Source organism: Halomonas sp. (assembly GCF_029263665.1).
Lineage (GTDB): Bacteria > Pseudomonadota > Gammaproteobacteria > Pseudomonadales > Halomonadaceae > Halomonas.
Window position 1 is genome coordinate 40,614 of sequence record NZ_JAJUFQ010000003.1, and the last position, 13,154, is coordinate 53,767.

At 58.2% G+C, this 13,154-nt stretch carries 11 protein-coding genes; 3 read left to right on the forward strand and 8 right to left on the reverse strand.

Features of this window, described 5'->3' with window-relative positions:
* Positions 1-149 precede the first annotated feature (149 nt).
* The gene (gene folX / locus Q1K07_RS03550; protein WP_149284482.1) at positions 150-566 is read left to right on the forward strand and encodes a dihydroneopterin triphosphate 2'-epimerase; all 417 of its coding nucleotides are present in this window, start codon (positions 150-152) and stop codon (positions 564-566) included.
* A gap of 92 nt (positions 567-658) precedes the next feature.
* A complete protein-coding gene (locus tag Q1K07_RS03555; protein ID WP_300307951.1) occupies positions 659-2,119 on the forward strand; it encodes an NAD-dependent succinate-semialdehyde dehydrogenase in 1,461 nt (486 codons plus the stop codon).
* Positions 2,120-2,280: 161 nt separating this feature from the next.
* Here Q1K07_RS03555 and purH read toward each other — a convergent pair whose 3' ends face one another.
* The 7 genes from purH to dsbD form a co-directional block, all read right to left on the reverse strand.
* A complete protein-coding gene (gene purH, locus Q1K07_RS03560) occupies positions 2,281-3,861 on the reverse strand; it encodes a bifunctional phosphoribosylaminoimidazolecarboxamide formyltransferase/IMP cyclohydrolase (RefSeq protein ID WP_300307954.1) in 1,581 nt (526 codons plus the stop codon).
* A 97-nt stretch (positions 3,862-3,958) separates the two neighbouring features.
* Entirely contained in the window at positions 3,959-4,291 is a 333-nt protein-coding gene (gene fis, locus Q1K07_RS03565) for a DNA-binding transcriptional regulator Fis (protein WP_300307957.1), read from the reverse strand.
* Positions 4,288-5,346: a tRNA dihydrouridine synthase DusB gene (gene dusB / locus Q1K07_RS03570; protein WP_300307959.1), complete on the reverse strand. Its 1,059-nt coding sequence runs from the start codon at positions 5,344-5,346 to the stop codon at positions 4,288-4,290. Before dusB ends, fis begins: the two co-directional genes overlap by 4 nt.
* A 104-nt stretch (positions 5,347-5,450) precedes the next feature.
* Entirely contained in the window at positions 5,451-6,362 is a 912-nt protein-coding gene (prmA, locus tag Q1K07_RS03575) for a 50S ribosomal protein L11 methyltransferase (RefSeq protein ID WP_300307962.1), read from the reverse strand.
* Between the two features lie 101 nt (positions 6,363-6,463).
* Positions 6,464-7,804 carry an acetyl-CoA carboxylase biotin carboxylase subunit gene (gene accC / locus Q1K07_RS03580; protein ID WP_300307965.1) on the reverse strand — a complete coding sequence of 447 codons (1,341 nt, stop codon included), beginning with the start codon at positions 7,802-7,804 and terminating at the stop codon, positions 6,464-6,466.
* 62 nt (positions 7,805-7,866) lie between these two features.
* Positions 7,867-8,334 (reverse strand): acetyl-CoA carboxylase biotin carboxyl carrier protein, encoded by a 468-nt coding sequence (gene accB / locus Q1K07_RS03585; RefSeq protein WP_300307968.1) that lies wholly within the window; start codon positions 8,332-8,334, stop codon positions 7,867-7,869.
* Between the two features lie 216 nt (positions 8,335-8,550).
* Positions 8,551-10,536 carry a protein-disulfide reductase DsbD gene (gene dsbD / locus Q1K07_RS03590; protein WP_300307970.1) on the reverse strand — a complete coding sequence of 662 codons (1,986 nt, stop codon included), beginning with the start codon at positions 10,534-10,536 and terminating at the stop codon, positions 8,551-8,553.
* Positions 10,537-10,851: 315 nt separating this feature from the next.
* Here dsbD and Q1K07_RS03595 point away from each other — a divergent pair, with 315 nt between their 5' ends.
* Positions 10,852-12,192, forward strand: a complete 1,341-nt coding sequence (locus Q1K07_RS03595) for a DUF2333 family protein (RefSeq protein ID WP_300307973.1) — start codon at positions 10,852-10,854, stop codon at positions 12,190-12,192.
* 101 nt (positions 12,193-12,293) lie between these two features.
* Here the strand turns inward: Q1K07_RS03595 and ppa are convergent, their stop codons facing one another.
* Positions 12,294-12,821, reverse strand: coding sequence for an inorganic diphosphatase (gene ppa / locus Q1K07_RS03600; RefSeq protein ID WP_149284492.1), 528 nt, complete (start codon positions 12,819-12,821; stop codon positions 12,294-12,296).
* Between the last annotated feature and the right edge of the window lie 333 nt (positions 12,822-13,154).

Sequence of the window (13,154 nt, forward strand, 5' to 3'; positions counted from 1 at the left end):
AAGGCCTTGGATGGATCTGCCTGTCAGGATGAAGCTCCGGGCTAGCGTATAGGTGTTCATATAGAATTTTCTGAAGACTTTTTTCGACAGGGACTTGTTTTCAGCAGGGACAAGGTGCGTCGAGAAAAAACAACAATGGAGGCGAAGCCATGGCGCTTCACATATTGGATGATCAGCACTTTGATCATGATCTGGCGACCATCCGCATCAAGAATCTGCGGTTGCGAACCTACATTGGTATCAAAGAAGAAGAGATCCAGAATCGCCAGGATGTGGTGATCAATGTGTTGATCCGTTATCGCGCGGACAAGGCTGTGGCATTCAACCATATCGAGCAGGCGCTCAATTACCGCACCATCACCAAGGAGATCATTGCTCATGTGGAGGGAAATCGTTTTCTGTTGCTGGAGCGCATGACGCGTGAGGTGCTGGATCTGGTCATGAGCCATGAACAGGTGCTGACCACCCAGGTGGAAATCGATAAACCCCATGCCTTGCGCTTTGCTGATTCGGTATCGATCACCTTGTCGGACTCCCGCTTGCCACGGCGAATCAACGAGGCATGAACGTTTCTGCTGCGTAGGCAGACGTTTGCATAATTTGTATGCCGCAAGCGCAACGCTTAGCATGAAAGTCTGCCCATGATCAGGAGCTCTTCATGAACGTCCTACAGGATATGCCGCTGTACCGCCCCTTCGCCTATATCGATGGCAGCTGGGTTGCCGCTGACAGTGGTGAGCAGATTGATATCCTCAACCCAGCCAGCGGCGAACTCATTGCCAGAGTGCCGCGGCTTGGGCGCGCGGAAACCGAACGGGCCATTGATGCTGCTGAATCAGCCCTTCCTGCATGGCGTGCCTTGACCGCTCAGGAACGCGCCGATGTCTTGATGAAGTGGTATGACCTGATGCTCGAGCATCAGGAAGAGCTGGCCTCCATCATGACGCTGGAACAGGGTAAGCCGCTCAAGGAGGCGGCAGGGGAAATTGCCTATGCAGCAAGTTTCCTGCGCTGGTTCGCCGAGGAAGGACGGCGTGTCTATGGCGAGACCATTCCCGCGGCCAGTGCCAATCAGCGGATTGTCGTCACCAAGCAGCCAGTGGGCGTGGTGGGTGCCATCACACCGTGGAATTTCCCAGCTGCCATGATTACCCGTAAGGCCGGTGCCGCACTGGCTGCCGGTTGTACCATCGTGGTCAAGCCAGCCAGCCAGACCCCATTGTCGGCGACTGCTCTGGCGCTGCTTGCTGAGCGCGCTGGTGTGCCTCGCGGTGTGTTCAATGTGGTGCCAGGTGCCGCCGGCGAGATTGCGAAAGCGCTGACAGAATCTCCTGCGGTGCGCAAGATCACCTTCACGGGGTCCACGGAAGTTGGTCGTACCTTGATGGCCCAGGCAGCTCAGCATATCCAGAAAATTTCTCTGGAACTGGGCGGTAACGCTCCTTTCATTGTCTTCGAAGATGCTGATCTGGATGCTGCGGTCACTGGTGCCATGGCGGCGAAGTTCCGCAATGCGGGACAGACCTGCGTGTGTACCAACCGTTTCCTGGTCCAGTCCAGTGTGGTCAACGCTTTCTGCGAGAAGCTTGCAGTGGCCATGAACAGTGAGTTGACCGTAGGCGATGGCATGCAGGATGGCATCAATATTGGTCCGCTGATCGATGACAAGGCGGTGGCCAAGGTCAATGAGCATGTGCAGGATGCTGTCGATGGAGGTGCCGAGCTGTGGATAGGCGGTCATGCTCATCCGCTGGGAGGCAACTTCTTCACCCCGACGCTGATCAGTGATGCAACGGACCAGATGAAGGTGGCCAGCGAAGAGACCTTCGGCCCCCTGGCTGCGGTGTTCTCCTTCGACGATGAAGCCGATGCCATTGCCATGGCCAATGATACCGAATATGGCCTGGCGGCCTATTTCTTCTCCCGGGATCTTGGCCGTGTGTGGCGGGTTGCCGATGCCCTGGAGTACGGCATGGTGGGGATCAACACCGGCCTGATTTCCAATGCCAGCGCACCGTTTGGCGGTGTCAAGGCGTCAGGGCTTGGCCGTGAAGGTGGTCATCAGGGACTGGAGGAATTCCTCGAGACCAAGTATCTGTGCATCGATCTAGGGGAATGATGGCTACGAGCTACGAGCTGTAAGCCGTAAGTAAGCAATAAGCCGCAAGGTGAATCCTGAAACAGGACCTTGCGGCTTATTTATGAGCGCTAGAAGCTGAACCCGGCTTTTATCCATGCCCCGAGGCGGCACCTCGTAGCTTGCAGCTCGAGAGGCGAAGCTCAGTGACGGAAGTGGCGCATGCCGGTGAAGACCATGGCGATGCCGGCTTCATTGGCTGCATCGATGACTTCCTGGTCGCGCATGGAGCCGCCCGGTTGAATGACAGCGGTAATGCCAGCGGCAGCCGCAGCATCAATGCCATCACGGAAGGGGAAGAAGGCGTCGCTAGCCATGACGGATCCTGGCACAGAAAGACCTTCATCCTCAGCCTTGATGCCGGCAATCTTGGCAGAATAGACGCGGCTCATCTGGCCGGCGCCGACGCCGATGGTCTGACCGTCCTTGGCGTAGACAATGGCATTGGACTTGACGAACTTGGCCACTTTCCAGGCAAAGGCCAGGTCACGTAGTTCCTGCTCGGAAGGGGCGCGCTCGGACACCACGGTCAGGTCGTCGACAGATACCATGCCCAGGTCGCGATCCTGGACCAGCAGGCCGCCAGTGACGCGCTTGAAGTCATGGCTGGCTTCACGCTTGCCCGGCCAGTTGGCACTGACGTCGAGCAGGCGCACGTTCTGCTTTTCGGCGACGATGGCCTTGGCTTCATCGCTGACGCCAGGTGCGATGATCACTTCGACGAACTGACGATCGATGATGGCGCGGGCCGTTTCTGCATCGAGAGGCTTGTTGAAGGCAATGATGCCGCCGAAGGCACTGGTCGGATCGGTAGCAAAGGCCATGTCGTAGGCAGCCAGAGGAGTGTCTGCCACGGCTACGCCACAGGGGTTGGCGTGCTTGACGATGACGCAGGCCGTTTCTTCGAAGCTCTTGACGCACTCGAAGGCAGCATCGGTGTCGGCCACGTTATTGAAGGACAGCGGCTTGCCTTGCAGGGTAACGGCTGTGGAGACGCTGGGTTCGGTGGTACCTTCCTCGACATAGAAAGCAGCCTGCTGGTGAGGATTTTCACCATAGCGCATAGACTGCTTCTTGGTCAGTTGCAGGTTGTAGGTGCGCGAGAAGCCGTCATCGCTACCTTCCACCAGACGTCCCAGATAATTGGCAATGGCGCCATCATAGCCGGCGGTGTGCTCGAAGGCCTTGACCGCCAGATCAAAGCGGGTGGCCTGGCTCAGGGTTCCGCTGTTGCCACGCATTTCATCGATCACGCTGGTGTAATCGGAAGCATTGACCACGATAGAAGTATGGGCGTGGTTCTTGGCGCAGGCACGTACCATGGTCGGGCCGCCGATATCGATGTTCTCGATGGCATCTTCCAGGGTGCAGTCTGGCTTGGCTACGGTGGCGGCAAAGGGATAGAGGTTGACCACCACCATGTCGATAGGATCGATGCCGTGCTTGGCCATGACCTCATCATCCTGGCCGCGACGACCGAGAATGCCGCCATGAATGGTCGGGTGCAGGGTCTTGACGCGGCCATCCATGATCTCAGGGAAACCCGTGTGCTCGGACACCTCGGTGACAGCGATGCCCTGTTCGGACAACAGGCGGAAAGTACCACCGGTGGACAGCAGTTCGACACCCAGTTCGCTGAGTGCGCGGGCGAAGTCGACAATGCCAGTCTTGTCCGACACGCTGATCAGGGCGCGGCGGATGGCAGGAGAGGGAGTATGGGCCATGGGTCGGTCTCTATAACGGACAGAAAAAGCGAAAGTTCGGGCGCTGGCTCCTGGTTGGCCAGCGCATAGAAGGGAGCCGTGGGCTCCCTTCGCGGTGTTATATCAGATTGTAATGCTTAAGCTTCTTGCGCAGAGTGCCACGATTCAAGCCAAGCATTTCGGCGGCGCGTGTCTGGTTGCCATGGGTGTATTCGAGCACCGATGACAACAGTGGCGCTTCGACCTCAGCCATGACCATGGCATGCAGATCGGTGACGGTACCACCATCGAGATGATCGAAGTAGCGTTGCATGGCGCTGAAAACGGCTTCTCGCAACGGTCGGTCATCCTGGCCGGTGGCGGTGGACGGAGCAAGGCCGTTAAGCTCGTTGCTGGCGGCGTCCAGGGTAGTGATTGAGGACGTCTGGTCAATGGCTTGTCGGCTGGTCATGCGGCACGGGTTCCATGCTGTGCCACGGCCTTCGCCACATGCACCGAAGCTGTGGCAGGGTCGTGACGAAAAAGTTCGTCGATAAAGTCTCGTTGCCCCTGGGTATCCTCCAGGCCGTTGAAGATGGCTCGAAGGGTACGGCGTGTCTGGTCATCGAAACGTGAGTCACCGTCTAGATACCAGCCCAGGTGCTTGCGCGCGATGCGCACTCCCATATGTTCGCCATAAAAGGCATGCAGGGCATCAAGGTGTCCGCCCAGCACCTCCTGACGCTCCTTGGCGTCAGGGGCGGGCAAACGACTGCCTTGGCGCAAGAAGTGCTCAATCTCCCGAAAGATCCAGGGATTGCCCTGAGCGCCTCGACCAATCATGACGGCATCTGCACCAGTATAGTCGAGTACTGACTGTGCTTTCTCCGGAGTTGTGATATCGCCATTGGCAAAGACCGGGATATTCACTTCGGAGACGACAGCAGCGATGGTGTCGTACTCGGCCTCGCCCTGGTATTTCTGCTGGCGATGACGGCCATGTATGGCCAGGGCCTGGATGCCGGCATCTTCTGCCATGCGTGCAATACGCACGGCGTTGTTGCTGTCGGCACACCAGCCGGTACGAATCTTCAGTGTAACCGGTATATCCACGGCAGCGACCACTGCGTCGAGGATTTCTCCCACCAGAGGTTCATCGCGCAACAATGCGGAACCTGCTGCCTTGTTGCACACCTTCTTTGCGGGACACCCCATGTTGATATCGATGATCTCGGCACCCTGGTCGGCATTCAGCTTCGCTGCCAGCGCCAGCATGTCAGCATCGCCACCAGCGATCTGTACCGAGCGTGGCCCGGGCTCACCGCGGTGATCCATGCGCAAGCGAGACTTCCTTGTATGCCACAGATTCGGGTCGCTGGTGACCATTTCACCCACTACCAGACCCGCTCCCAACTGTCGGCACAGCGAGCGAAATGGGCGGTCGGTGACACCGGCCATCGGCGCGAGAATCACGCGATTGGCCAGCCGGTACGGACCGATGCTGGGTAATGGACGAGAATCGGACATGGGCAATGGCTCGTTCGGGGCTGCATATCATACGCGTCGAAAAGGCCTTCGTGAAGGCGGAAAGTCGCGCTATAAAAGGTTTATCTTTCGGTCGGAAAATTCCCTTAAGCAGGGCGCTGTCCGCTCAAACGTACCCAGCCTTCGCGATATTCCGGCTCCTCCATGATCAGCCCTTGAGCGTGGTAGGCATCCATGACCTCATCTGCCTGGTCGGAGAGAATGCCGGACAGGGCCAGGCGTCCACCATCTGCCACATGGGCGGCGATGACAGGAGCCAGCTCGACAAGAGGGCCTGCGAGAATATTGGCGATCACCAGAGGAAATTGCTCACCGCTCATCTGCTCAGGGTAACGCAAGGTCAGGCGCTGCTCTTCAATATCATTGCGCTCGGCATTTTCACGGCTGGCAGTGAGTGCCTGTGGATCGATATCCGTGCCTATGGCCTTTTCGGCGCCGAGCTTGAGCGCTGCAATGGCCAGAATTCCGGATCCGCAGCCGACATCGAGCAGTTCAATGCCTTCGAGTGTTCCGTCTACCGACAGTGCGTCCAGCCATTCCAGGCATAATGCGGTAGTGGGATGAGTGCCTGTGCCAAAGGCCAGTCCTGGATCCAGGTGCAGGTTGACGGCCTCCGGGTCCGGTGGTTCGTGCCAGCTGGGCACGATCCAGAGTCGCTGCCCCATTCTCAGTGGCTTGAAGTCATCCATCCACTCCCGCTCCCAGTCACGGTCATCGAGCAACTCGTACTCGATCTGCGGGCAGGGCTCATCGGAGACATGCTCGGCCCAGGCCGCTGCCAGGCGCTCAAGCATGGCGTGGATGCCCTCGAGGTCATCGTATAGCCCTGTCAGAATGGTCTGGTCCCACAGCGGTGTCGTGCCACGGTCTGGCTCGAAGACCGGGTCGTCGTGGGCATCCTGAAGGGTGATGGCGGTAGCGCCTTCTTCAAGCAGCAGCTCTTCGAGCAGTTCGGCATGTTCTGGTGGAATTTGGGCCTTGAGTTGTAACCAGGGCATGGATGGAAGGCTCCTGAAAGTCTTGCGCTATTGTCGTTGCCACGGTACTCGAGAAATCAAAAGGGGCGGCTGCGAGCCGCCCCTCGAAACCAGGCGCTGGGTCAGAGTCCCAGTTTCTTTTCCAGATAGTGGATATTGACCCCACCTTGCTGGAAATAGCCATCGCGGACCAGATCCTTGTGCAGGTCAGTATTGGTCTTGATGCCTTCCACCAGCAGTTCATCGAGGGCATTGCGCATACGTGTCAGCGCTGTCTCTCGATCCACACCCCAAGTGATCAGCTTGCCGATCAGGGAATCATAGTGGGGGGGCACGTTATAGCCAGTATAGACATGGGAGTCCATGCGCACGCCCAGTCCGCCTGGCGGGTGGTAGAGGGTGACCTTGCCAGGAGAAGGCATGAAGGTGCGTGGGTCCTCGGCATTGATACGGCACTCGAAGGCATGTCCGCTGACTTCAACCTGGTCCTGCGAAATGGACAGGGGCAGGCCTGCAGCGATACGCAGCTGTTCGCGCACGATATCGACACCGGTCACCATTTCAGTGACAGGGTGTTCCACCTGGACGCGGGTGTTCATCTCGATGAAGAAGAAACGCCCATCTTCGTAGAGGAATTCGAAGGTACCTGCGCCGCGATAGCCGATCTCGATGCAGGCCTGGCGGCAGGCTTCCAGAACTTCTGCCCGGGCCTTCGGATCCAGCCCAGGAGCGGGAGCCTCTTCCAGCACTTTCTGGTGGCGGCGTTGCAGGGAGCAATCGCGGTCGTACAGGTGGATCGCATTACCCTGACCATCGGCCAGTACCTGGACTTCCACGTGGCGCGGCTTTTCCAGGAACTTTTCCATGTAGACCGTGCCATCACCGAAGGCTGAATGGGCTTCGGTACGCGTCACATTGACGGCGGAGATCAGGTGGCCCTCGGTATGGACCACGCGCATGCCGCGTCCACCACCACCGGCAGCAGCCTTGATGATGACCGGATAGCCAATGCGCTCGGCGGTGGCCAGCAGTTCGCCTTCGTCATCGGACAGCGGACCATCGGACCCCGGCACTGTAGGGACGCCAGCCTCTTTCATGGCCTTGATGGCACTGACCTTGTCGCCCATCAGGCGAATGGTGTCGGCGCGCGGTCCAATGAAGGTGAAGCCGGAACGCTCGACCTGTTCGGCGAAGTCAGCATTCTCGGCAAGGAATCCGTAGCCGGGATGAATGGCGCTGGAGTCGGTGACTTCAGCAGCGCTGATCAGGGCCGGAATGTTGAGGTACGACTGGGCTGAAGCTGCCGGGCCAATGCATACGGCTTCGTCGGCCAGGCGTACATGCATCAGTTCACGGTCGGCCTTGGAGTGCACTGCAACGGTCTTGATGCCGAGCTCCTTGCAGGCACGCAGAATTCGCAGGGCAATCTCGCCGCGGTTGGCGATAAGAACTTTGTCCAACATGGTGATATCCGCCGATTGGATGGATAAACGCTGAGAGTGCCGGGCAATACCCGGCACAAGGCTCAGGCGATGACGAGCAGCGGCTGGTCGAATTCGACCGGCTCACCATCCTCGACCAGAATCGCCTCGACGACGCCATCACGGTCGGCTTCGATCTGGTTCATCATCTTCATGGCCTCAACGATGCACACGGTCTCGCCCTTGCGTACCGTGCTGCCCACTTCAACGAAGGGCTTGGCACCCGGAGCGGGAGAGCGATAGAAGGTTCCCACCATGGGTGACAGGATTTCCTGGCCCTGGAAGGCAGGAGCGGCGGCTGCAGCGGGGGCTGCTTCTGTCGGTGCTGCCGTCGGTGCGGGAGCGGCAACAGGCGCCGTAGGCCAAGGCTGAGCAACGGCAGCCGGTTGCCAGGAGCCACCCTGGGGATGGCGGCTGATGCGGACCGACTCTTCACCTTCCTGGATTTCGATTTCGCTGATGTTGGACTCTTCCAGCAGCTCAATCAGCTTCTTGACCTTACGAATATCCATGATGTTGTCTCGACCCTTTAAGCAGAGAAGGCCGGGCGCTGTAAACCCGGACGAAGTTTATATAGATCGGTGCAAGATATCGGCTCTTGCCGTCTCTATCGTGTAAGAATTCGGAGTAGTGCGAAAGTTTGCCGAAATTCCCAAAGGTTGTCCAGCGCATGACGAACGCTGTTCGTGGGAGTCTGTTTCGCACCTATTCGGCTAACGCCTTTTCCGTTATTCCTGGGAGTTTTCCGCTAGCCATTGGCTGACCTGATTGACATGACGTGTCAACTGATCTGCGGTGACTTCGCCTTGGATGCGGGCGGCGCTGATCTCGTCGCTTCCGTCGAAGAATAGCAGGCTGGGAGGACCGAACAGACGGAGTTCCTGCAGCAGTTCCCGACTGGTGGCGTTACTGCTGGTGACATCGGCCTCGATCCAGCGATAGTTGACCAGGGCCTGCTGTACGTCCGGCGAGGGAAAGACGTCCCGTTCCATCACCTTGCACGAAATGCACCATTCGGCGGTGACATTGACGAAGGCTGGGGATGAGTCCTTGGCCAGTGCTGCATGTAATTCGTCCAGGCTGTGGACAACGGTGACAGGGGCAACTGGCGTGCTTGCCTGCGTCGCTCCAGCGATAGCTGATGTCATGGCCAGTGGTCGCAGCGGGTCGCTGGCCCCGCGTGCGGCTCCGATGACCAGTGCGATACCCCATACCAGTAGCATGATGCCTGCTCCCTGGCGCACACGTGGCCAGCCAGCGGATGCGGACAGGTTCAAGGCGCCCAGGGTCAGGGCTGTGCCGATGGCCAGTCCTGCCCACAGAAGCAGGGCGACTTGGCTGGGTAGCAGGCGCTCGATCAGCCAGATCGCGACCCCGAGGAGAAGAATGCCAAAGGCTGTCTTGACGCCATTCATCCAGGCACCTGAACGGGGAAGCAGGGTCGTGCCGAAGCCACCGACCAGCAGTAGGGGCACGCCCATGCCCAGGGCCAGGGCCAGCAAGGCGGCGCCACCGATCAATGCATCTCCCGTAGTGGAAATGAACACCAGAGCACCGGCCAGAGGTGCCGAAACGCAAGGGGAAACGACCAGTACAGACAAGGCTCCAGCCACCGCCAGGCCTACGGGGCCACTCTGCTGGGCCCTGGTCTGCCAGGCATCGATGCGGCTGCCCAAGCGTGATGACAGGCTCAGATTGAATACTCCGAACATGGCAAGTGCGAAGAAGGTGAACAGGATGGCAAAAAGAATCAGCACCGGTGCTGACTGCAGTCGGGCCTGGAGGTTGAGCCCGGCGCCAAACAATCCCATGAGGACACCGACCAGGGCATAGGTCAGCGCCATGCCGGCCACATAGCTGCCCGACAGGGCTAGAGCGCGGCCACGAGTAGGGTTCTGTCCCACGATGATTGAAGACAGGATAGGCAGCATCGGCAGTACGCAGGGCGTGAACGTCAGTCCCAGGCCAGCGAGGAAGAACAGGCCGAGCATCAACGGTACGCTGGTATCACGCATCAGTGTGCTGAAATGGCTGTCTTCGCTGAGCGGTACGGCAATCTCAGTAGCATTCATGCTATTGGCCGTAGTGCTGTTGGTTGTAGTGCTGTTGGCTCCAGGGTTGTTGGCGGTTGCGGAATCACTGCTGGGAGTGGTGTCGTTGCTGGCCTGTGTGCCCCCCTGGGCGTCCTTGTCCTTGGCACTGCTCACGGTGTCGTTAGCATTGCCAGCCATCAGGGCTTCGGCATCTGCCGCAAATTGAGAGGGCGCTGACGCTTGCGGGGCTTCCAGGTGCACGGTTTCCGGTGGGTAGCACAAGCCTGCATCGGCACAGCCCTGAAACGTCAGGTCGATATTCACTGGGCCTTGCTGAGGCGTAGTAAAAGGTACGGCAAAGACCATCTTGTCGTAGAAGACGAAGACATCTCCGAAGAATTCGTCTGTCTTGGCCTCCCCGGGGGGGAGTTGAGGCTCTCCCAGCAGGTCCGGTGCATCAGGGGCTGTGACGGAGAAGCGATGACGGTAGAGATAGTAGCCATCAGCATTCTCGAAGCCGATGTAAAGATGTTCTCCATCATGCCAGGCATTAGGGAAGAAGGCCTGATCCACCGGCAGGAATTCGGAGGAGTTCGATGAGGAAGAAAAGAACTGTGCCTGGGCCGTAAAGGGCAGGAGTATCAAGGAGCACAGGGCAAACAGACGTATGACAAACGGCACGATGTATCCTTAGTAGAAACAGTTGCAATCAGCTGTGGCATTAGGGAAGCACATGCTTGGATGTCTGTGCTATCGACATTGCGTTTGAGTCATGTTTATCGATTTGTTGTGCTTTTTCTGAATGACTCATTCGAACAAGCCTATGCCCCGCAATCAGACATCCTGGTGATGTGCAGGGTTCCCGTATGAGACACGTTATGATCAGATGCAAGGGAAGGTCCCGAACATCTTGTCAGCCTTGTGCAAGCCGCCAAGGGGTATGGGCCGATCTTGTGTACAACATCATCCTACTGCATCTCCAAAGGAGCGCCACCTATGATAAGCCGCCGATTGCGTGACGAGCGCCGTCGAGAGCAACTTGAAACGCCCCAGTATGGATGGATATGGAAGCCCTTGGCGGTCCTGGCCATCCTGGTCATTGTGGTGATGGCCGGCCTGGCGGTCTGGTGGAGCCTGGCACCATCACGGTTTGATGTGAATGCCGCAACGCTCGAGCGTAGAGAGGCAGCTTCGGCTGATGCGAAGGGGGCCATGACAGTGGCCACTCTGGCCGAGGTGGTGGATACGTTGTTGGACAAGCCGGGCGGCTACTTGCGCGACGACATCCTCCCGCCGGGGCTGCTGATGGACAATATGCCATCCTGGGAAGCCGGGGTGCTGAGCCAGGCGCGTCTGTTGAGTGCGGCGCTACCCAGGCTGGATGCGCAGGCAGGGGAATCCGTGGCGCAAGTGAATGAGTTGCTGCAAGGAGACGATAGTCAGTGGTTTGGGACTTCGACGGGAAAACGTCTGGCAGATGCCAGCACTCAACTTGATACCTACCTGACTCAGTTCTCCGCTCAAGGAGGATCCTCTTTCGATAGTGCAGGGCTTAAGCCCTGGCTGGAAAGTGTGCGTGATGAACTGCAGCGTATCACCTTGCGCTTGTCAGCCTCAGTGGAGGATATCGATAGCCTGAAGGAAATGGGGATATCGGTGGCGGGTGATGTGCCCCAGGATGCTGATGTGCCCTGGTATCACGTGGACAATGATTTTCACCAGGCCCGTGGTCAAGCCTGGGCCCTGACCCTGTTGCTTGAAGCGGTGTACCGTGATGAACAGGGAGTCATTGCCGCTGCCGGTCTCGACAATAATTGGCAGCGTCTGTTGGCCGAGCTTGAGCGGACCCAGCGACAACTCTGGAGTCCTGTCGTGTTGCGAGGTTCAGGCTTTGGCATCTTTGCCAATTACCCTTTGACCATGGCGCATCAGCTGAGTCGAGCGGGTATAACTCTGGAAATGTTGATTGACGACATGTCAGAGCTGCCTGAAGAGACTCACCAAGGCAAACCAGCCGGACAGAAGACGACTCGCTCGTTCATCGATGAGGTGGTCACTGAGCAGAAGCAGGATCAGGGCTCCAAGCAGGACAAGGCGACAAATGCTGGTCAGGATCAGGATACCGATTCTGAACAGGACAAGGCAGCGGGTGCCGAGCCAGAACAGGATGCTGATTCCGGGCAGGACAAGGCAGTGGGTGCCGAGCCAGAGCAGGATGCTGATTCCGAGAAAGGCAGAGCGGACAAACCCGAGACTGGAGAGGCTGTTCCCCAGACTGAGCCTCAGCCGCAGTCCGGCACATCCGAGCAGGGTGAAGACTCCTCTATGGAGGAGTAGGTCTGAACCTGTTGCAATGAAAATAAGCCGCTCGAATGAGCGGCTTATTTTCTTCTGGCTGAAGGGAGGCGGGCACTTTGACGACAGTGCCGTAGCCTGGATCAGCCCTTGTAGGCAGCCGCGGATTTTTCGATGGCAGCGCGGGCGGCATCAGCACCTTCCCAGGACTCCACCTTGACCCACTTGCCTTTCTCGAGGTCCTTGTAGTTCTCGAAGAAGTGAGCAATCTGCTGCAACAGCAGCTCAGGCAGGTCGTTAACGTCTTGAATATCGTCGTACAGAGTGGACAGCTTGGGATGCGGTACGCATACCAGCTTGGCGTCTTCGCCGGCTTCGTCCGACATGTTCAGTACGCCTACCGGACGTGCGCGGATGATGCTGCCTGGAGCGACCGGGTAGGGGGTCACGACCAAGGCGTCGAGAGGATCACCATCGTCAGCCAGGGTGTGAGGGATGAAACCGTAGTTGGCTGGATAGAACATCGGGGTGGCCATGAAGCGGTCGACCAGCAGGGCGCCCATGTCCTTGTCGATCTCGTACTTGATCGGCGCGTGGTTGGCGGGAATCTCGATAGCGACATAGATGTCGTTGGGGAGTTCCTTGCCGGCAGGGATGTTGTCGAAGTTCATCGTCGCTTCCTTGGTTAGAGGGAAACACGGCATAAGTGTCTGCGCGATCCAGTCACAAGGCTATAGTCGCCATCCATGGCGACTACCCTTCGGGCCACCCGAAGGGTGTTCCAATTCGCTCCTGGCGAATTGGTGCGCGGTGCTCGTTGTTCTCACATATGACCATATGCTCGGACTCCTGTGCTCCGGGCGCCTTGTGCTTGAATATGCTCGTCGACTTGTCGCGTGTCTCCTGAGAACCGCTGGGTAAATGCTCGCGTGCCGCCACGCATGTCTGCTTTATTCAGCGGTTCCTTGGCGGATGTTCGGAACAGTAAAAAAGCGGGCGAATTA

Bases quoted from the DNA above. Each gene is read 5' to 3' on its own strand.
- ppa (WP_149284492.1), bottom strand. From the start codon at position 12,821: ATGAACTTCGACAACATCCCTGCCGGCAAGGAACTCCCCAACGACATC.
- accB (WP_300307968.1), bottom strand. From the start codon at position 8,334: ATGGATATTCGTAAGGTCAAGAAGCTGATTGAGCTGCTGGAAGAGTCC.
- prmA (WP_300307962.1), bottom strand. From the start codon at position 6,362: ATGCCCTGGTTACAACTCAAGGCCCAAATTCCACCAGAACATGCCGAA.
- fis (WP_300307957.1), bottom strand. From the start codon at position 4,291: ATGACCAGCCGACAAGCCATTGACCAGACGTCCTCAATCACTACCCTG.
- accC (WP_300307965.1), bottom strand. From the start codon at position 7,804: ATGTTGGACAAAGTTCTTATCGCCAACCGCGGCGAGATTGCCCTGCGA.
- dusB (WP_300307959.1), bottom strand. From the start codon at position 5,346: ATGTCCGATTCTCGTCCATTACCCAGCATCGGTCCGTACCGGCTGGCC.
- folX (WP_149284482.1), top strand. From the start codon at position 150: ATGGCGCTTCACATATTGGATGATCAGCACTTTGATCATGATCTGGCG.
- Q1K07_RS03595 (WP_300307973.1), top strand. From the start codon at position 10,852: ATGATAAGCCGCCGATTGCGTGACGAGCGCCGTCGAGAGCAACTTGAA.
- Q1K07_RS03555 (WP_300307951.1), top strand. From the start codon at position 659: ATGAACGTCCTACAGGATATGCCGCTGTACCGCCCCTTCGCCTATATC.
- purH (WP_300307954.1), bottom strand. From the start codon at position 3,861: ATGGCCCATACTCCCTCTCCTGCCATCCGCCGCGCCCTGATCAGCGTG.